Annotated in this window: 16 protein-coding genes and 1 pseudogene; 9 read left to right on the forward strand and 8 right to left on the reverse strand. The window is 47.7% G+C overall.

Annotation, left to right across the window (positions count from 1 at the left end; all coding sequences use genetic code 11):
- Positions 1–146: 146 nt before the first annotated feature.
- The 3 genes from NC996_RS14210 to NC996_RS14220 all read right to left on the reverse strand — a co-directional run bounded on the left by NC996_RS14210 (position 147) and on the right by NC996_RS14220 (position 4,009).
- Positions 147–1,799 (reverse strand): DICT sensory domain-containing protein, encoded by a 1,653-nt coding sequence (locus tag NC996_RS14210; RefSeq protein WP_190688271.1) that lies wholly within the window; start codon positions 1,797–1,799, stop codon positions 147–149.
- A 328-nt stretch (positions 1,800–2,127) separates the two neighbouring features.
- Positions 2,128–3,627, reverse strand: a complete 1,500-nt coding sequence (locus NC996_RS14215; protein WP_190688273.1) for a UDP-N-acetylmuramoyl-L-alanyl-D-glutamate--2,6-diaminopimelate ligase — start codon at positions 3,625–3,627, stop codon at positions 2,128–2,130.
- Positions 3,628–3,724: 97 nt separating this feature from the next.
- On the reverse strand, positions 3,725–4,009 hold the full coding sequence (locus NC996_RS14220) for a glutaredoxin family protein (RefSeq protein ID WP_190414783.1): 285 nt from the start codon (positions 4,007–4,009) through the stop codon (positions 3,725–3,727).
- A 373-nt stretch (positions 4,010–4,382) separates the two neighbouring features.
- Here NC996_RS14220 and cysH point away from each other — a divergent pair, with 373 nt between their 5' ends.
- From cysH to recJ, 4 genes are all read left to right on the forward strand, one after another.
- Complete coding sequence (cysH, locus tag NC996_RS14225; RefSeq protein ID WP_190688277.1) at positions 4,383–5,114, forward strand: phosphoadenosine phosphosulfate reductase; 732 nt, start codon at positions 4,383–4,385, stop codon at positions 5,112–5,114.
- An 85-nt stretch (positions 5,115–5,199) separates the two neighbouring features.
- Positions 5,200–6,552 carry an exonuclease subunit SbcD gene (gene sbcD / locus NC996_RS14230; RefSeq protein WP_190688280.1) on the forward strand — a complete coding sequence of 451 codons (1,353 nt, stop codon included), beginning with the start codon at positions 5,200–5,202 and terminating at the stop codon, positions 6,550–6,552.
- A 193-nt stretch (positions 6,553–6,745) separates the two neighbouring features.
- Positions 6,746–7,219, forward strand: coding sequence for a hypothetical protein (locus NC996_RS14235; RefSeq protein ID WP_242030577.1), 474 nt, complete (start codon positions 6,746–6,748; stop codon positions 7,217–7,219).
- A gap of 89 nt (positions 7,220–7,308) precedes the next feature.
- Positions 7,309–9,462: a single-stranded-DNA-specific exonuclease RecJ gene (gene recJ / locus NC996_RS14240; RefSeq protein ID WP_190688282.1), complete on the forward strand. Its 2,154-nt coding sequence runs from the start codon at positions 7,309–7,311 to the stop codon at positions 9,460–9,462.
- Positions 9,463–9,621: 159 nt separating this feature from the next.
- Here the strand turns inward: recJ and NC996_RS14245 are convergent, their stop codons facing one another.
- Positions 9,622–9,744 (reverse strand): photosystem II reaction center protein Ycf12, encoded by a 123-nt coding sequence (locus NC996_RS14245; protein WP_190414819.1) that lies wholly within the window; start codon positions 9,742–9,744, stop codon positions 9,622–9,624.
- Between the two features lie 263 nt (positions 9,745–10,007).
- Between NC996_RS14245 and NC996_RS14250 the strand changes: the two genes are divergently transcribed.
- The 4 genes from NC996_RS14250 to NC996_RS14265 all read left to right on the forward strand — a co-directional run bounded on the left by NC996_RS14250 (position 10,008) and on the right by NC996_RS14265 (position 12,625).
- Positions 10,008–10,358: a YkgJ family cysteine cluster protein gene (locus NC996_RS14250; RefSeq protein ID WP_190429480.1), complete on the forward strand. Its 351-nt coding sequence runs from the start codon at positions 10,008–10,010 to the stop codon at positions 10,356–10,358.
- Positions 10,359–10,566: 208 nt separating this feature from the next.
- Positions 10,567–10,893 (forward strand): TMEM165/GDT1 family protein, encoded by a 327-nt coding sequence (locus tag NC996_RS14255; protein WP_347275957.1) that lies wholly within the window; start codon positions 10,567–10,569, stop codon positions 10,891–10,893.
- Positions 10,894–10,989: 96 nt separating this feature from the next.
- Positions 10,990–11,292, forward strand: a complete 303-nt coding sequence (locus tag NC996_RS14260; protein WP_190414788.1) for a TMEM165/GDT1 family protein — start codon at positions 10,990–10,992, stop codon at positions 11,290–11,292.
- 145 nt (positions 11,293–11,437) lie between these two features.
- Complete coding sequence (locus NC996_RS14265) at positions 11,438–12,625, forward strand: serine/threonine-protein kinase (protein WP_190688285.1); 1,188 nt, start codon at positions 11,438–11,440, stop codon at positions 12,623–12,625.
- A gap of 48 nt (positions 12,626–12,673) precedes the next feature.
- Here the strand turns inward: NC996_RS14265 and NC996_RS14270 are convergent, their stop codons facing one another.
- Entirely contained in the window at positions 12,674–16,219 is a 3,546-nt protein-coding gene (locus tag NC996_RS14270) for a DNA polymerase III subunit alpha (RefSeq protein ID WP_190688289.1), read from the reverse strand.
- A gap of 65 nt (positions 16,220–16,284) precedes the next feature.
- Entirely contained in the window at positions 16,285–17,742 is a 1,458-nt protein-coding gene (gatA, locus tag NC996_RS14275; protein ID WP_190414791.1) for an Asp-tRNA(Asn)/Glu-tRNA(Gln) amidotransferase subunit GatA, read from the reverse strand.
- A gap of 236 nt (positions 17,743–17,978) precedes the next feature.
- On the opposite strand from gatA, the gene NC996_RS14280 reads away from it, so the two are divergent.
- Positions 17,979–18,767 (forward strand): thioredoxin domain-containing protein, encoded by a 789-nt coding sequence (locus tag NC996_RS14280; RefSeq protein WP_190688291.1) that lies wholly within the window; start codon positions 17,979–17,981, stop codon positions 18,765–18,767.
- 73 nt (positions 18,768–18,840) lie between these two features.
- On the opposite strand, the gene NC996_RS14285 is transcribed toward NC996_RS14280, so the two are convergent.
- On the reverse strand, positions 18,841–19,308 hold the full coding sequence (locus tag NC996_RS14285) for an ATP-binding protein (RefSeq protein ID WP_190688294.1): 468 nt from the start codon (positions 19,306–19,308) through the stop codon (positions 18,841–18,843).
- Positions 19,283–19,382 (reverse strand): annotated as a pseudogene (locus NC996_RS14290) (IS982 family transposase); the annotation flags it as partial. The pseudogene NC996_RS14290 and the gene NC996_RS14285, both read right to left, overlap by 26 nt.

Genomic DNA, 19,382 nt, shown 5'->3' on the forward strand with positions numbered 1-19,382 from the left:
TTCCAGGATGGGGTGCGATACATCTGTAGGGGCATGGCAATCAAAAAGCCCCTACCGTTAGAAGCGCAATATATTCCAGCCAACTGAGAAATGGTATAGATGAATCTATGGTAGATATCCCGTGCAATGGTATTCAGATACCCAACTTACGGCTGAACAGATGTCGAATGGTGAACGGGTAACAACACTTTGAAAGTAGAACCCTGACCCAGTTTACTGGTGACAGAAATAGAGCCAGCGCAACGTAGGAGAAGTTGCTGCACAATGGTTAAACCTAATCCAGCACCGAAAACTTCTTCGCCCGGTGCTAGGCGTCCGCGATAAAAGCGGTCAAAAATCTTGGGCAATTCGTTCGGGGCAATGCCGATGCCGGTATCGCGAAATTCCAACTGTACGTAATCGCCTTGTTGCTTGGTGCGTACCACCACCTGACCGCCAGTGGGAGTGAATTTAATGCTGTTGTGTAGCAGATTGATAATAATTTGTCGCAGCCATGCCTCTAAGCAGGAGACAGCCGGAAGGTTAGGACTGACCGTGTAGCCTAACTGGATACCTTTTTCTTGCGCGATCGCTTGATAGGTGCTGACAACTCCAGGCACGATATCTGCCAACTGCACTGGAAGCAAAGTTGTTGGGGTAGTTGCCCGATCTAGCTGTACTAGCTCCATTAAACCGCTAATCAAGGAAACTTGGCGATCGCACTGTGTATGCAGCAAATGCAGGTAGCGCTGACGCTGCGAGGGTTTGAGTTGTGGGGACTCTAGCAGCGTCAGTGCGGTTTTCATGTTGGTTAGCGGCGTCCGCAGTTCCAACAGCGCATTGCTTAGTAGTTCATCTTTAAAGCGCACTTCATCCAGCAAAGCTTGATTTTGCCGCTGGAGTTCGGCGATTTCCGTTGTTGATGCATGATTGGCGGCAGCACCCCGCCCGATTTCCTCTTGCTGCTGGACTTGTTTTACCAGTAACTGAGTCAGGATGGATGCGATCGCTCGATTCTGTACTAAATCGGGTGATTGCGGTAAGGTAAATAGCTTGTCCCAGTTGCTGAGGAGAGTCTCTTCAGTGGGCGCGATCGCGGGTCGGATTCCCTGCAAAACCTCCTGAATCACTGGCTTGTCAAAAGCGCAAATTGTCAGCAGCGGTCGTCCTCGCTTGTCCTCCGTGCCTGCTGTAGCCATTTGCTTTTGCAAAGCCAAAACGCTTTCGCTAACGCCTGACTGTGCCCCGTAAGGATTGCCTAGGGCGCTCTTATTCCGGTACTGAGAAGCGAGAAACTCTTTTGAGTCTATATTTTTGATTTGATCCAAATCCTTTGAAGTTGTCTGGGCAGATGGCTTAGCGCTGCGGGGTCGATGAGCCAAAATTAAGCCGCAAAAGCGTTCGGATAGCACTAACAAAAAATATTCTCTGGAAATTGCGTTTTCCGGCTTCAGTTGAACTGGAATAATCTGCGAGGCGGTGGGGGAAATTTTTGGCGATCCGGTGAGTGCATAAGGGGAATTTTCAAATTCTTCCTGGCTTTGGCTCTCTCCTGCTTCTACTCTCTCCTGCTCTCGTCCCTCTTTGCCGTTACAGACATAAATGGTATGCCCAACCTGCCCCCGCTCCTGATATTGTTCTATCTGCGCCTGCCAGCCTTCTCCAGGCGGTAGCTTTACCCAGAGTTTGGCTGGCAGTTGTTGGTCAATCAGTACGTCCATCAGCGCCCACAGCAAGGACTTGAGCGTAGTTGCACTCACGGCAAGCGGCTGAGGCGCTGACTCTACACGCAGAGCCAATTGGTAAAGGGATGCATCCATAAGATTTTAAGATTTTAGAGGTTGCTTTTGGATGAAAAGGTGACTTGTTAAATGCACTGATGTCTCAACAAATGGGTGAAAATCAACTTGGATGATTTTGAAGACTTTTGACTGGAAACTTCTTTGTAGCTACTTTTAGCGCAGCGGTGCGGATCGCAGATTGAGAGAAACCAGAGATAGTTTCATCTTGATTTCTACCCATCTAGCGAGTGTCTCTTTAATCCTTTCCCAGCCATCAATCTCCATTTCAAGAGACAACAAGTTAGATTGAATTGCGCCTAGTTACAAGTTAACCGCTCCACTCTAAAATCTAAAATCCATAATTGCTTTAACCAGGCATCCGCTTTAATAGGGCATCGCGTGCTTGTTCTCGATCGTCAAAGTGGATTTTTTCCGTTCCTAAGATTTGGTAGTCTTCATGACCTTTACCCGCGATGAGGACGCCATCACCCGGTTGGGCTTCTAAAATGGCGGTATGAATGGCAGTCGCGCGATCGCTAATCACCACCACTGGTTGAGCCGAGGTTGGTATCCCGGCGACAATATCTTGCAAAATCCGTTCTGGATCTTCCGTCCGCGGATTGTCGGAGGTAACAACGGCTTTGTCTGCTAACTGCGCGGCAATTTGACCCATCTTTGGGCGTTTGGTGCGATCGCGATCGCCTCCACAACCGAAGACGCAGATCATCTTACCGGGAATAAACGGACGCGCCGCTTTTAGCAAATTCTCCAAACTGTCCGGCGTGTGAGCATAATCGACAATAACGCTAATCTCTTGCTGGGAACCGATTTGCACTCGTTCCATCCGTCCCGGCACTCCCGAAAATTGGGGTAGCGCCGCCGCAATTAACTCCAAATCTACTCCCAGATGCAACACTGCTCCCACAGCGGCAAGTAAATTTTCCAGATTGTACTGTCCTACCAGGGGAGAACGGAAAGCCACATCACCTTTGGGTGTATGCATCACCCCACTGACTCCCGTTGGCTCATAACTCAGGTCGCTCATCCACAAATCGGCGGTTGTATCGTTAACGCTGTAGCGCCATACTTGGTCTGGATTTAACCGCTCGATCAACCGCTGTCCGTAAGCGTCATCGGAATTAATCACCGCCCGCCCTTTAAGATATTCAGGGCTAAACAGCAACGCTTTTGCATTGAAGTAATCTTCCATGTCGCGGTGGAAGTCTAGATGATCCTGGGTGAGATTGGTGAACACAGCAACCGAGAACGGGCAACCTAAAATCCGACCTTGCGCCAAAGCGTGAGAACTCACTTCCATCACACCCATCTGACATCCTGCTGCGATCGCGTCTGCCAGTTGTTTTTGCAGTTCGACAGCAAAAGGCGTCGTGTGGGCAGCGGTTTGTTGAAAGCCAGCCCAACGGGCATACAGCGTCCCAAATAAAGCCGTTGGTAACTGGCTCCAAGTCAGGAAAAATTCGATTAAATGAGTCGTTGTCGTTTTGCCATTCGTGCCAGTGACGCCAATCAGTTTTAGCTGTTGCGCTGGGTAGCCATAAAAGGCAGCAGCAACTTGGGCGCAAGCTTGAGTCATGTCTGCAACTGGAATCACGCAGGCATCTTCCCCTTTGGGAGGATGTTTTTGGGCAGCTTGAGAAGAAACCAGGGCGGCGACTGCACCGGATGCGATCGCGCCTTCCCAAAACTCCCCTCCATCCACTCGCGTTCCGGGCATCCCGATAAACAAATCTCCCGGTTGACAAGCATGGGAATTTGTCGTTAAGCCCTTAACTTCCAATTCCAGAGCAGTCTGACTAGAGGGTTGCTCAATCTGGGGAATGGTTGCTAATAACTCTCGCAATTTCATCTTTAGTAACTCCTCACAATCGTCACGAGTCATTAATCGTTAGTCATGAGTCATCGGATCGTTAGCAGGCGGACGCTCGACTCAAGACTATTCGCGCTTATTCTTTATCTTTTACAAGCAAATATTTCTGTAACATTTGCGCCAACTGTTGCACCGTAGCGCGGGGAGAAGGACGGGGCAACGGTTCTTCTACTCGATCTGTACGCTGAGATCGAACCCTAAACAGGACAGGAATTTCATATTGATAGGCTTGAAACCAATCTTCGCGGGTAGTGATATCCCGGATTTCCAGTTCAATGGGGGGGTTTGAAACTTGTTCGAGTTTTTCTTGTAACCCCTCGCACAAGTGGCAACCCGGCTTGCTGTACAGAATTAACCGCACTCAATCTCTCCAAAAAACTTTTATAGGGCGATGATAGCTCCTAGTGCAGTTTGGCAGAAATCAATTGCCGGTTCAACAATTAGAAGTTATCTCATCTTTTCTTCAAAGCGGACACCCATCCCAAAAAAAAGCAGCAGAATCATTCTGTGACTGGCTACGCTTTGCCTCTACAATCCTTCCTCTCGATAGCAGGATGTTGGCGAGGGAATGTAGGCGGGGTGATTCTTGTCCGCGCCCATGTCTGCGCCAGTAGAATGCCATGCAATTCTTTACACGATGTTCATTTATAGCCCTGTTCTCCGATCGGGTTAGGTGCTTATAAGAGGTAAAATAATTTGTAATAAAGAATTCAGAAATTCACTAGAAACGTACCATGAGCGATAGCACCACAGCTCCCGTTAGCATCTCCTCGTTTAATCTGGATGAGCTTAACCAAAAATTTGACAAAGCTCATCCCAGAGAGATCCTGGCTTGGTGTGTTACAAATATCCCCACGGGACTGGTGCAAACCAGCGCCTTTAATGTGGATGATTTGGTAATTACGGATCTTTTATACCGCGATCTCAAACCAGCAACGCCAGTGCCAGTCTTGTTTCTGGACACGCTGTATCACTTTCCTCAAACCCTGGAGTTAGTTGCTAAAGCGCAGGCACTTTACAATTTAAACCTCCAAACTTACAAAATTCCCGATCTTGACTCTCGCGAAGCCTTTGCAGCTAAATACGGCGAAGCGCTGTGGGATAAGGACATCACCCAATTCCACCACCTGACCAAAATTGAACCGTTGCAACGGGGTCTGGCAGAACTCAGCGCCGTTGCCTGGATTACCGGACGTCGCCGCGACCAAGCCGTGACTCGTGCTGATATGCCAGTCTTGGAACTAGATTCACAGCAACGGCTGAAAGTGAATCCTCTCGCCAACTGGACGCGCAAGGACAGCTGGGCTTATGTGGCTGAGCATGGCATGATTTACAATCCTCTGCACGATCAGGGATATGCCAGCATCGGCGACGAACCCATTACTACACCCGTTGCTGAGGGTGAAGACGAACGCGCAGGTCGCTGGCGCGGCATGGGTAAAACTGAATGTGGAATTCACATTTAGAATGTCTAATGGGTAATAGGTAATGGGTAATCGCCAGAGAAATTACCAATTACCGATGACCAATCACCCATTCGCAATTAGCAAAATGATTAAAATCCTCCACCTATCCGATATCCACATGGGGAGTGGCTTCTCCCACGGACGGATTAATCCGGAAACGGGTACAAATACCCGGCTGGAGGATTTTGTCAATACTTTATCGAAGTGTATTGACCGAGCGATTGGGCAAAGTACAGACGGAGAGAATGGCGAACCCGTTGATTTGGTCTTGTTCGGTGGAGATGCTTTCCCCGATGCAACGCCGCCGCCGTATGTACAGGAAGCGTTTGCCAGCCAGTTTCGGCGCTTAGTCGATGCCCAGATCCCAACGGTGTTGCTGGTGGGGAATCACGACCAGCATTCTCAGGGGCAGGGAGGCGCGAGTTTATGTATCTATCGGACATTGGGAGTGCCGGGGTTTATTGTCGGCGATCGCATCGTCACCCACCGCATCGAAACCCGCAGCGGTCCCGTCCAAATCATTACCCTCCCTTGGCTTACCCGTTCGGCGCTGCTGACGCGCCCGGAAACTGAAGATTTGTCTCTAGCCGAAGTCAACGAGTTATTAATTAAGCGTCTTGAGCCTTGCCTGGAAGGAGAAATCCGGCGTCTAGATCCGGAAGTACCAACCGTTCTTTTAGCTCACCTGATGGCAGACCGAGCTAACTTAGGTGCAGAGCGCTTCCTAGCAGTCGGCAAAGGGTTTACCATCCCCATCTCGATGCTGACGCGACCTTGCTTTGACTACGTCGCGTTGGGGCACGTCCACCGACATCAGAATCTCAACAAGTCGAACCAGCCTCCAGTTATCTACCCAGGCAGTATTGAGCGAGTCGATTTCAGCGAAGAAAAAGAAGACAAAGGCTATGTGATGATTCAGCTGGAACGAGGCAACGCCCAGTGGGAATTTTGTCCTCTTCCGGTGCGCCCCTTCCGGACTATCGAAGTGGATGTCTCTGATGCATCTGAGCCGCAAGCCGCTTTAATCAAAGCGATAGGCAAAAAAGATATCAAAGATGCTGTCGTGCGGCTAATCTACAAACTGCGTTCCGAGCAGATAGATTTGATTGATAATAACGCCCTGCACGCTAGCTTAAGTGACGCCCACACCTACACAATTCAGGCGGAATTAGTCAGTCAGCTAGCGCGTCCTCGCTTGCCCGAACTCGGTTCTAGTGCCAGCACCGATCCTGTGGAAGCGCTGAAAACTTACTTAGCCAATCGGGAAGACCTTAAGGATATTGCCGCCTTGATGCTGGAAGAAGCCCAGAAGTTACTGGCACATGAGGAAGAGGCGTGGTTCAACGCTTCTGACATTGAGGAAGCATCAGCGATAGGAACGAATCAACCGAGTCAGCAATCTGTGGCAACGACAGATTCCCAGCTGCGTTTACTGTAAAAGTCTTGCTTGAATTTGTGCTAAATCTGCAAGGATTCAGTATTACTTAGTATGTGCGTATTTTTCATACTAAGTATTGTTGAGTATACGTATAATTACATAAACTAAAAAGCAGGTTTGAGCGTATCAGCAAAAAGCAAAAGACTCTGAAAAAGTTTAAAATTTAGATAAATAGATTACAGAATTTGAGTAAATGAGCTTTCGGGAACAGACTTCTCAGCAAGTCACAACGCAGTCTTTAATGTCTAAATTTTTACCAGCAGTTTTAGTCGTAGCTGCTTTTAGCGTTGGTGCAGCGGCACACATCCAACCAGCTTTGGCTGGAACTTGTGCGGCAAAGTGTCCCCCAGCCCCGATCCAGTTCGTACCGGGACAACGCATCACCTATGAGGTGGTAAACCTGACATCGAGTTTGGTTCAGATGCAAAAGGTGGTGGGTACCGATCCGATTCCCCTCAATCCCGGACAAGTAGTGTCTTTCACGAGGGGAGGGGGTACAGACCCGAATCTATCACTTTTGCTGTGGGATGCGACGGGTTTGCCCCTGGGAGTGAGACTCGCTAAACCGAATCCTAGAACTTTACGAATCGAAGTCCGTCCTGGTGGGCGTCCTCCAGGCGATCGCACAATTTATTTAAGAGATGACGGTCGGGTTGCTGTTTATTAAAAGCGATCGCATATCCCTATAGACCCAATCATTTAACGAATTAAAACTGATAGGATGGGCTGAGCCAGACTGCTGGAAATACGACGCCTGTGCAAGATCGCCCTCATTCAGAATCATCCCCTCGTCCTGCCCGATTGCCCAATCATCGATGGCAAATATTTCCAGTACGCGACCAACAAGCTCAACAGTTAGCTAAAACAACGGGTCTTTCACCACTGTTGAGTCAGGTACTGATTAACCGAGGCATTGAGACGCCAGAAGAGGCGCAAGCATTCCTAGATCCAGAATCTCAGGTTTTGCCCTCACCGTTGGAAGAATTTCCCGACTTGGCAATTAGTGTGGAGTTGTTGCAAGAAGCGATCGCATCCCAGCACAAAATTGCGATCTGCGGAGACTATGATGCGGATGGGATGACCAGCACCGCGCTATTACTTCGGGCATTGCGGTGGTTAGGGGCACAGGTAGATTATGCGATTCCCAGCCGCATGAGTGAAGGCTACGGGATTAATCGCCGTATTGTCGAAGAATTTCACCGGGAAGGCGTTTGGCTGATTTTAACGGTAGATAACGGCATTTCTGCTTTTGAACCGATCGATCGGGCGCGGCAGCTGGGTGTCAAAGTCATTGTCACCGATCATCACGATATTCCCGAAAAACTGCCTCCAGCGGATGCGATTCTCAATCCCAAACTGATTCGCGAATCCTCCCCTTATCGCGGGGTGGCGGGCGTCGGCGTCGCTTATATTTTGGCTGTCACCCTCGCCCAACAGCTGGGGCAAACGAAGGGATTGGTGAAGCCGCTATTAGAACTCTTTACCCTCGGAACCATTGCCGATTTAGCACCGTTAACCGGGGTAAACCGCCGCTGGGTGAAGCGGGGTTTGCAACAATTACCGAATTCTCAACTAGCGGGAGTTCAGGCGCTGATTCAGATAGCGGGAGTACCACAAGGCACAGAGAACAGCGAAGCGGAAACTCCAAAATCTAAAATCCCAAATCCACAATCCTTAAAGCCAGAGGATATTGGGTTTCGCCTGGGGCCAAGAATTAACGCCGTGGGACGGATTGCCGACCCGCAGACGGTGATTGAATTGCTGATAACTGATGATATAGGAATCGCACTGGAACGGGCGATGCAGTGCGAACAAATTAACAAACACCGACAGCAACTCTGTGAAGAGATTGAACGGGATGCTGTTACTTGGTGTGAAGAAACCCAGATTATTGGAACCCCGAATAAAAAGTTAGATTCTGCCAGTGAGGTTTTACCTCAAATTCCAGATAAGTCGATTGACTTCCAGCAAGAACGGGTGTTAGTTCTGGTTCAACCGGGATGGCATCATGGCGTGATTGGAATTGTTGCCTCGCGCTTGGTGGAACGCTACGGCGTGCCGGTGTTTATCGGAACTTATGAGGATGACCATCACGTCCGGGGTTCGGCGCGGGGAATTCCTGAATTTCACGTATTTGAAGCTTTGCAGTTTTGTCAGGATTTGCTGGGGAAATTTGGCGGACACAAGGCGGCGGGGGGTTTTTCGATGCCAGCCGAAAATCTCCCCGCATTGCGATCGCGTCTTAGCCTTTTTGCTCATCAGTGTCTGGAACCCCAGCACCTAAAGCCGCTGCTCAAGATTGACGTTCAGGCTAACCTCGACGATATTAATCTCGACCTATATCAACAGATTGATGCCCTCCACCCGTGCGGGATTGAAAACGCCGATCCCGTATTCTGGACGCCGAATGTCCGCGTAGTTGAGCAAAAAATTGTCGGGAAGGGTCACGTCAAATTAAAATTCCAAGACTCTGGCAATAACGGGAGTCAGGTTCGGAAAATCGAAGCGATCGCTTGGCGATGGGGCAATTATTACCCTTTACCGTCGCGGGTTGATATCGCCTACAAACTGCGACAAAATACCTGGAATGGCAACACCACAATACAACTGGAGTTAGTAGGTCTGCGACGTTCCACGGGGGAACCTCATCAATTGTCCTTCTCCCCAGGATTGAAAGCTGAGTTTCACTACAACCAGCGTCGCTATACCTGTAGCCTTTCTGAGTCTTTAAAAGAGTTAAAAATTAGAAATCCCGAAGGCAAGGTTCTGGCGATTCAGCAAGGACACCGAATGGGTTTACTCGGAATCACGCGGGAAAATGCCAAAGAGGTTGATGTGACGAAACCTCCGTTTTATCCATTGATTAAAGCGGCAATGCAAGCGCTGGATATACCAGGAAAAAACACCTAAGTTTTCTGAGAAAGCTAGATAAGATTTTTTAAGGCAAAGTAACGCAAAGGGATTTGCCAAGTTACGCAAAGCTATCTGCTCATCCTTCGCGTAGACTCTGCGCTATCCTTTGCGGTACTTTGCGTTGAAAATACGATTTTGTGTCAAAATGCCAGTCTTTTAGAGGTCGCCGCCTCGAAATGCCAGCACGAAGATAACTGCTGGGCCAGCAAGCATAATTACCGCCACAAAGCCTAGCTGAGCAATGACTTCCCAGTTGATGCTGCTCAAACCGCTGAACAAGTCGCTGAAAATCTCCATTTGTCCTGCCTTTCTACGGGTATTTACAATGTGTTGATTTGAATAGCTAATTGGCAAATTTTGCCATCTAATCTTACCCAGCGATCGCGTCTTTTATTTAAAGAACTTTACAAAAGTATAAACAATGACAAAAACCCCTCAGAAAGTCGTTTCTTGTGGCTGGCAAGGAAAAACATCTCTCCAAGGCGCGATTTATCGCGTCTAAACTGAAGAGACGAGAACTTTTTGAAAGATGGTTTGGAACAATGCCGACTTGGCGATGTGTTAAGCAATGTGGAGCCTGCTGTCATCTCGATCCAGCAGATCGCCCTGACTTAGATCAATATCTCATGCCAGAGGAGTTACAGCTATATCTGAGCATGGTCGGCGAAGGGGGATGGTGTGTGAATTTCGATCGGGAGACGCGAGAATGTCAGATTTATCTAGATCGTCCTCGCTTTTGTCGGGTGCAGGCAGATGTTTTTGAGGAATTGTACGGTATTGAGCCAGAGGAACTCAATGACTTTGCGGTTGAGTGTTGCCGCGAACAGATTGAAGGCGTTTATGGCGATCGCTCTTTAGAAATGATCCGATTTAACCAGGAAGTTGGCTTTTGAAATAGATTAGGAACTTAAATCTTCTGCAAGCAACCAAAGGTTGATATTTGTACCATATTCTGAGAAAATGAAAAGAATATGAAAATTAGCTAGCGTTGAGCCTAACTCAATAGTGAAACTTTCTGCACTGCCTCCTAGCCTGCCTGCCTTAGAGCGTCCTAGCGCCCAGGTACCTGCCGTTGAATCAGCGCCTTCACCCTCTTCAAAGATTAGCCATTCTAAATCTCAAAAGCCAAAAGTGAAGCTTTTCCAGCGGGTGCCTTGGACAGTCTTTAGCTCCACGTTCTTGACGATCTTTTTGGCAGAAATGGGAGATAAAACTCAGGTGGCAACGCTGCTGATGAGTGCAGAATCTCAGTCGCCGTGGTTGGTGTTTGCGGGTGCGGCGGTGGCACTAATCGCCACAAGCTTGGTGGGTGTATTGTTGGGGCGCTGGCTGGCAACTCGGCTGTCTCCTAAAACCTTGGACATGGCAGCGGGAGCTTGTTTGCTTTTCGTTTCTGTGATGTTGCTGTGGGATGTCGTGCATTTTTAAGTTGCAAGATTTTCACGTTGCAAGGTTGGCACGTTGTAAAGTTCAACCTATCAGCGATTCAAAACCTTCAACCTTTAACCCTTCCAACCTTCAACTATGGATTGGCATCTTCTCGGAATTAGTTTCATCACGGTATTTTTAGCGGAGATTGGCGATAAAAGCCAATTGGCAGCGATCGCGCTTAGTGGCAGTTCTAAATCTCCCCGCGCCGTGTTTCTCGGAACGATCGCCGCACTGCTGCTGGCTAGCTTCCTGGGAGTCATTGCTGGGGAAGGCGTGGCGGTGCTGTTGCCTGCGCGGTTACTCAAAGCGATCGCAGCCATTGGGTTTGCCTTAATTGCCGTCCGCTTGTTGTGGCCCGATACCGATGTGCCAGAAGATTTAGAAGAGACACCGTAAAGATCGGGTTTGGGCTTTGAGTTCTTACATTGGGAAGAAAAATTCCAGCCAGAAAAACATTAATTCTGGAAAAAGCCCGTAAAAAAACAAGGCTTTAGCGCTAGGAGTGTCAACATAGATTTAGTCAGTTGCAGCGCTTCCCACTATGAGCTATTGCCTCAATCCAGCTTGCCCAAACTCTCAAAATCCCTCTGATACAAAGTTTTGCCTGACTTGCGGCACTAAGTTGCTGCTCAAAGACCGCTACCGTGCCATCAAACCGATTGGGCAAGGCGGTTTTGGTAGAACTTTTTTGGCAGTGGATGAAGACAAACCTTCTAAACCGCGTTGTGTAATCAAGCAGTTTTACCCGCAAGCCCAAGGCACCAGCACGGTTAAAAAGGCAATTGAGTTATTTAATCAAGAAGCGATGCGGCTGGATGAACTGGGTAAACATTCCCAGATTCCCGAATTACTGGCATATTTTACTCAAGACGATCGCCAGTATTTGGTGCAAGAGTTTATCGATGGGCAAAACTTAGCCCAAGAATTGGCACAGGTGGGTGCTTTTAGCGAATCTCAGATTCGTCAGTTGCTGAGTGATTTATTGTCAGTGCTGCAATTTGTCCACAGCCAACAAGTGATTCACCGAGATATTAAGCCAGAAAATATTATTCGCAGAAGTCGCGATCGCAAGCTTGTTCTGGTTGATTTCGGCGCGTCTAAAGTTGCCACCACTAACGCCCTCAACCAAACGGGAACCAGCATTGGCAGCCCTGAATATGTGGCACCAGAGCAAGCCAGAGGCAAAGCTTCTTTCGCTAGCGATATTTATAGTTTAGGCGTCACCTGCATTCATCTATTAACTCAGCGCTCTCCGTTTGACTTGTACGATATTAACGAAGATGCTTGGATTTGGCGGCAATATTTAATCTCTAAAGTTAGCGATTCGCTGGGCAAAATTCTGGACAAAATGCTGCAAACTGCTCCCAGTCGGCGCTATCAATCAGTAGAAGAAGTCTTGAAAGACTTGAATCCTTCGCCAGCCCAAGTCACGGTAATTTCTCATACACCGGCGACACCTGCCAAGCCTCTGAAATCATCGCCAGTGACACCACCCGTTGCCAACAAGCCCCCTAACCCATCCAAAAGCCAAATTGATATTGAATTAGAGGCTTTAAAAGCCGAAATAATGGGTGGTAGCACCGCCAAAAACGAAAATCAAAAATCGGCGTCCCCACAACCTCCATCTTCAAATCCTGCTAAAGCTAACAGCCAGGTCGATCTGGAATTGGAGGAGCTAAAAAGTCAGTTTCTGGGATCTCCAACGCCCAAAAAGCCCCCTCAGAGCTAGCGCCTTGGGGATGGCTGTTTGGAAGGCACCGCCATGAATTAAACAATCTCAAACAGCGATCAGAGGCTGAACGCGAGCCGGAAAACCCGCCGAATTGAGCGCCTCAACCGCTGTGTTGTGGTCTTGCACCCAGAATTGACGACCAAGGCGAACGGTTAAGTGCCGCTGTCCTCCTTTCACCGTTGCAATCACCGGGACATTTGCTTTGTCTTTATCGCCTGAGTGTTCTTGGAGATTGGTCATCAAGCGATGCTGTTCCGCAATGTCACCCGCTTGATGAGGTGTCAGTTCCACCATCACCATCCGCACTTGTTCAATGGGTTCTGTATCCTCAACGATCAGCTGAGTTTTATCGTCTCGCCTGTCTACTTTTCCCCAAATAATCAGGCGATTATCCACGACCAGATGTAAGTGAATGCGTTCGTAAGTTTTCGGAAAGACGACGGCTTCAGATTGACCTGTTAAGTCTTCGATTTGCAAGATCGCCATGCGATCGCCTTTTTTGGTGACTACGGGTTTAATCCCGCTGACTATCACAATGGCGCTAAGAGTCGTATCCTCCCGCTGGTCGCCAAGTTCGCTAAGATTAATCGGAGCGAGAATTTGAGCGGATTTCCGCACAGATTTAAGGGGATGGTCAGAGACGTAAAAGCCTAGCAGTTCTTTCTCAAAATGTAACTTTTCGTGTTGAGAAAAATCAGGGATGGCTGAAGCCTTGGGAGCAGATTCAAAGCTACTTTCTGTTGTCGTAATTCCAAAGTCAAAGAGATTTCCCTGACCGCTGGCTCGGTCTTTGGCGCGGTTTTGTCCCCAAGGGAGAACTAGCTCAAGGTCTTTGCTTAATTGCTGTCGGTTGGGTTCGAGGGTATCAAAAGCACCGCATTTGATCAAAGCTTCTAAGGCGCGACTGTTAACCGTGCGAAGATCCACGCGATCGCACAAATCAGCCAAAGACTTAAAATTGCCCCCGGTTTCCCGTGCTGCCAAAAGACACCGAATTGCCCCCTCTCCCACATTTCGGACTGCCGACAATCCGAATAAAATACTATTTTGCAGGGGTGTAAAATCAACTCCCGATCGATTAATATCTGGCGGCTCCACTTGAATATTCATACTCAAACAAGTGGTGATATATTTTTGCACCTTATCCTGGTCGCCACTGTTAGAGGTCAGCAGCGCTGCCATGTATTCAACCGGATAATTTGCCTTTAAATATGCCGTTTGATAAGTTACATACGCATAAGCAGTTGAATGGGATTTATTGAAGCAATATTCGGCAAATTTAACCATCTGCTCGAATAAATCTTCAGCAATCTTTTCCTTTACCCCATTTTTAGCAGCTCCATCAATAAAGGCTTCTCGATGCTTTTGCATTTCCGAAACCTTCTTTTTGCCCATCGATCTCCTCAATAAGTCTGCTTGACCTAGAGAATATCCAGCTAAATCCTGAGCCATTTTCATAATTTGTTCTTGATAAACAAGAACCGCATAGGTTTCTTGCAGAATTGGCTCTAGTAAAGGATCGACATACTTGATTTCTTCTCGACCATGCTTGCGGTTAATAAACAGAGGAATCAGACCCGCATCTAATGGTCCCGGTCGATAGAGAGCAAGAATTGAGGAAATATCTTCGATGCTAGAAGGCTTTAGGTCGCGCACAATCTGACGCATCCCAGAAGACTCTAATTGAAAGATGCCTTCTAATTCACCTTTTTCTAATACTTCGTAGGTCTTTTGAATATCCGGGGGTATTTTTTTAACTTCGCTTTTGGCTAAGATTTTCTGAGCTTTTCTTTCGTCAAGTGGGAGTTGATCGGGATCGAGGGTAATATTTTTATTTTGCTTAATTAAATCGATGCTTTTCTGGATCATGGTTAAGTTTCTTAAACCCAGAAAGTCCATTTTCAATAACCCCAGCGATTCCAAGTCTTCCATGAAATACTGGGTAATAACTGAGCCGTCATTATTTCGTTGTAGCGGCACAATTTGATCTAAAGGTTCTGCTGAAATCACGACACCGGCAGCGTGTACCCCAAAAGTTTTGTTCGTTCCTTCAATTCGCATTGCCATATCAATCCAATGGCGAACGATGGGGTCATTATTGTATTTTTCTTTAAACTCTGGTGCGGGGGTATCATCCGAAATCATCACCTTGAGTTTTGTTGGCTTACCTCGCACTACTGGGATCAGTTTTGCCATTTTGTCTGCATCCCCATAGGGAATATTCAACACTCTAGCGACATCTTTTAACACCGCTTTAGACGTGAGGCGGTTAAAGGTAATAATCTGCGCCACCCTATCTGTGCCATACTTTTGGGTGACATATTCAATCACTTTGTCCCGTTGTTCAATGCAGAAATCCGTATCAATATCCGGCATCGATTTCCGTTCTGGGTTTAAAAATCGCTCGAATAGTAACCCATGATGGACGGGATCGATGTTAGTAATTTTTAAGGCATAAGCAACCAGAGAACCCGCCGCAGAACCGCGACCAGGCCCCACTGGAATATTATTATCTCTGGCATATTTGATATAATCCCAAACAACTAGAAAGTAAGTTGAAAATCCCATTTGTTGCATCATTTTCAACTCATATTCCAGCCTTTCTTTATAGATGGGATCGACTTCTGCGCGAGAACGATAACCAAACCGTTCTAGGAGACCTTTCCAAGTAACATCTTCGAGATAGGTATCGGCGGTGTAGTCGGCTGGGATAGGATAGTCGGGAAGGCGAGGTTCGCCGAGGATGTTGTAAGGTTGAACTTTATCTGCAACTTCTAGGGTATTTGCGATCGCTTCCTCAATTACGTCGTCCGGTAGATGATCTCGAAACAGATATTTCATCTCATCAGCGGATTTCAGATATTCAGTGCCGCTGTAGCGCATCCGATTATCTTCAGAAATCAGTTTTCCGGTCTGAATACATAACAATGCGTCGTGAGCTTCGACATCGTTGCAGGAAATAAAATGGGAATCATTAGTAGCGACAATTTTTATGTCTAGTTCCCGCGCAATTTTTACAATTTCAACGTTAACTGTTCGGTCTTCTTGAGAACCGTGATCTTGAATTTCTAAATAAAAATCTTCACCGAAAACATCTTTATACCACTGAGCAGTTCGACGAGCAACATCTGGTCGGCGTTGAAGAATTGCTTGAGGAATTTCACCTCCCAAACAAGCACTGGTAACAATTAAACCTTCATGGTATTCAGCTAATAATTCTTTATTGATACAGGGACGGGCAAAAATTCCTTTTCCCTGATAACCTTTGAGATGGGAAACTGTTGTTAGTTTAACTAGGTTTTTATAGCCTTTCGTATTTTTCGCTAAAACAACTTGGTGATATTTTTTTCGACCACGCTTTTGTTCTTCAATATCACCATTAACGACATACATTTCATTGCCAATAATCGGCTTAATCGTTTTCCCACGACAAACCTTAATTAGCTCAATCGCGCCATACATAACACCGTGGTCTGTGAGCGCGATCGCAGGCATCCCCAATTTCAATGCTTGATCCACCAGTTCCGGTAACTGACTGGCACCATCCAGCAAACTATAATCACTGTGAACGTGCAAACCAACAAAAGACATATTCGGTAATCGGTAATTGGTAATCGGTAATCGGTAATCGGTGATGCCAATTACCGATTACTAATCTAGAGTTTTGGAGCGCGTAGATGCCAATCAGTTGCTTGCTCATATGCATAAGCAACTTGCAGTAGCAAATCTTCTCGCAACACGTTACTCATCATCTGTATCCCAATCGGTAATCCCTGGTCATCGAATCCACAAGGTAAACTCAATCCAGGCAAACCTGCGAGATTTAAAGGAATCGTCATCAGGTCATTTAAATACATACTCAAGGGATCTTCGCTATTTTCCCCTGCTTTAAATGCGGTGGTGGGAGCAGTGGGAGACACTAAGATATCCACTCTTTCAAAAGCCCGTTGGAAGTCTTGTTTAATCAAGGTGCGGACTTTTTGCGCTTTCAGATAATAGGCGTCGTAATATCCTGCGGAGAGGGCATAAGTGCCTAACATGATCCGCCGCTTAACTTCGGTACCAAAACCAGCGGAGCGAGTCTGAGTATACATTGACAAGAGATTATCCGCGTCAGGCGTCCGGAAGCCATACTTGACGCCGTCATAACGGGCGAGATTGGCGGATGCCTCGGAAGGAGCAATGATGTAATAGGTGGGCAAACCGTAGCGGAAGCGGGGACAGGAAATTTCTTGAATTTCGGCTCCCAAATTTTGCAGCTGCTCAATCGCTTTTGTGACTGCTTGCCAGACGCAGGAGTCTACACCTTCGCCAAAAGTTTCTTTAATAAAACCCACTCTCAACTGACCTCTAGGTCTCAGGTCAGGTCTCAAGGATTTGGCATAGTTTGGGATTTTTACGTCGAGACTGGTGGAGTCCTTGGGATCGTAACCCGCGATCGCTCCCAGTAAAATTGCCGCATCTTCGACTGTCCGCGCAAATGGCCCAATTTGGTCCAAAGAAGACCCATAAGCAACCAGACCAAAACGGGAAACCAGCCCATAAGTCGGTTTTAACCCGACAACGCCGCAGAAAGATGCTGGCTGACGGATAGACCCCCCTGTATCGGAACCGAGAGACACCACACACTCTCTTGCCGCCACCGCCGCCGCCGAACCGCCAGACGATCCTCCCGGCACCCGCTGTAAATCCCAAGGGTTGGCAGTGACTTGATAGGCAGAGCTTTCCGTAGAACTGCCCATCGCAAACTCATCCATATTCGTTTTGCCCACCATCACCGCACCAGCATCTGCCAGTTTTTGGGTCACGGTTGACTCGTAGGAGGGGACAAAATTTTCCAAAATCTTGGAACCGCAAGTGGTGCGAATTCCCTGGGTACAGAGATTGTCCTTGATGCCAATGGGAATGCCAGCCATCAGCCCGATTTCTTCACCAGCAGCGATTTTGGCATCCACAGCTTGAGCCTGTTCTAATGCTCTCTCTGCCGTCACGCTCAAAAAACTATTCAATTTCGGCTCTAGTGCCTGAATGCGGTCTAAAGCTTCTTGAGTGAGTTCTACAGCGGAGCGTTCTTTACTAATGAGTTGTTTGTGCAACTCGCGGATGGATGGCATGCTTTGCTTCTACCTTTAGTGACTCAAAGTCCAGATATTTAGTATAGGTCGTGGTTTAGACGCGGTGGTTAATTCAGCAATCCTTTGGGATTGTGAAATTTTAGCGGGAAGTTTGGCAAACCCGGAAATGCCGAACCGAAGGTTGTTCTACACAAGACATCCCTTTCCCGACGCTGTCCAGTTACCCTCCAAGTCGAGCATACTGGATCGTGTCCGTAACACACGCCAGGTCAATTATGCGTCGATTTCAGTTTTGCGCGATCGCTCCCATCCGCTTTCTCGCTCAGAAAGTATTGAGACTCGCAACCCTATTGCTATTGTCTCTAACATTTTTCGGTTGGACACTCCCAGTGCAAGCAGCGACCCAAATTAGCCCGCGCTTGGAAGAGCAAATTTTACAAGTGATTCGTCAGCACCCAGAAGTAATTTTGGAGTCAGTTCAGGCATATCAGCAGCAACAACAACAGCGGCTAAGCCAAGCCCAGCAGTCATTTTTGCAGGAATTCAAGACTAACCCCAAGGCAGTCATTGGGGCATCTCCGACGACGGGAACAGAGTCGTCAAAGGTTGTGCTAATCGAGTTTTCAGACTTCCAATGTCCTTATTGTGCCCAAGCGCATGACACGCTAAAGCAGCTGATCGCAAAGCATCCGGATGAAGTGACCTTAGCATACAAGCATTTTCCCCTCGCTCCGATCCATGCGGAAGCCATGCCAGCGGCTAAAGCGGCATGGGCGGCAGATCGGCAAGGCAAATTCTGGAAATATCATGATGCTTTATTTGCCAAGCAAGACAAATTGGGCGAGGAGTTGTATGTGGAGATTGCCCAAACACTCGATTTGGATTTAGAGCAATTTAACCGCGATCGCGCCAGCGATACGGCTAGTGCTGCAATTGGGCAGGATATTCAGCTTGCTGAGAGTTTAGGACTTGCAGGCACTCCCTTTTTCTTGATCGATACTGAGACTTTCTCCGGCCCTATCCAACTGTCAGATATGGAAAATCTACTCAGTGCTGCCAAGTAATTCCAGCGTCATCAAGATTGAATCTGGATTGAGCGCTTTAAGCGTTCATTGCCTTTAAGTGCTTCTGACAACCTCAGTCATTTAGCTGTACCTGAGTTGAAAGAATGCCAGATTCCAGAGAGGCTGTCACTTTGGTAACTAAAGGCAGTGTAATCAGAAACTCAGCTCCCTTACCGGGAGAAGAGATGCACTCCAATTGACCACCATGTTTTTCGACGACCACTTGGTAGCTGATAGACAAGCCCAATCCGGTGCCTTTACCAATCGACTTGGTGGTAAAGAAAGGTTCAAACAGGCGTTGTCTAACCGTTTCAGTCATCCCCCGTCCATTGTCAGCGATGCGGATTTGGACCTGCTGGGGGTTGAGTAACTGAGTACAAATGGTGATGCGGCTGGGATTTTCTTTGATCTCCTGAGGCGATCGCTGAGCGTCCCGTTCGTCTAGGGCATCCATCGCGTTGGAAAGTACATTCATAAACACCTGATTCAACTGACCGGCGTAACCTGAGTTCGGGTTAAGCAGAAGGGAGGAAAAACGCATTGATATTGAGAGAGGGCTTCTTGGGCTGATGGCAATAGGCAATTAATCCACAGACCAAATTCACCAAGAAATTG

The organism is Trichocoleus sp. ST-U2 (assembly GCF_039961875.1).
Classification (GTDB): domain Bacteria; phylum Cyanobacteriota; class Cyanobacteriia; order Cyanobacteriales; family FACHB-T130; genus FACHB-T130.

Coding starts and splice junctions, on each gene's coding strand:
- NC996_RS14215 (WP_190688273.1), bottom strand. CDS start 3,627: ATGAAATTGCGAGAGTTATTAGCAACCATTCCCCAGATTGAGCAACCC.
- NC996_RS14260 (WP_190414788.1), top strand. CDS start 10,990: ATGGATTGGCATCTTCTCGGAATTAGTTTCATCACGGTATTTTTAGCG.
- NC996_RS14250 (WP_190429480.1), top strand. CDS start 10,008: ATGCCGACTTGGCGATGTGTTAAGCAATGTGGAGCCTGCTGTCATCTC.
- sbcD (WP_190688280.1), top strand. CDS start 5,200: ATGATTAAAATCCTCCACCTATCCGATATCCACATGGGGAGTGGCTTC.
- NC996_RS14235 (WP_242030577.1), top strand. CDS start 6,746: ATGAGCTTTCGGGAACAGACTTCTCAGCAAGTCACAACGCAGTCTTTA.
- NC996_RS14280 (WP_190688291.1), top strand. CDS start 17,979: ATGCGTCGATTTCAGTTTTGCGCGATCGCTCCCATCCGCTTTCTCGCT.
- NC996_RS14210 (WP_190688271.1), bottom strand. CDS start 1,799: ATGGATGCATCCCTTTACCAATTGGCTCTGCGTGTAGAGTCAGCGCCT.
- cysH (WP_190688277.1), top strand. CDS start 4,383: ATGAGCGATAGCACCACAGCTCCCGTTAGCATCTCCTCGTTTAATCTG.
- NC996_RS14265 (WP_190688285.1), top strand. CDS start 11,438: ATGAGCTATTGCCTCAATCCAGCTTGCCCAAACTCTCAAAATCCCTCT.
- NC996_RS14270 (WP_190688289.1), bottom strand. CDS start 16,219: ATGTCTTTTGTTGGTTTGCACGTTCACAGTGATTATAGTTTGCTGGAT.
- NC996_RS14285 (WP_190688294.1), bottom strand. CDS start 19,308: ATGCGTTTTTCCTCCCTTCTGCTTAACCCGAACTCAGGTTACGCCGGT.
- gatA (WP_190414791.1), bottom strand. CDS start 17,742: ATGCCATCCATCCGCGAGTTGCACAAACAACTCATTAGTAAAGAACGC.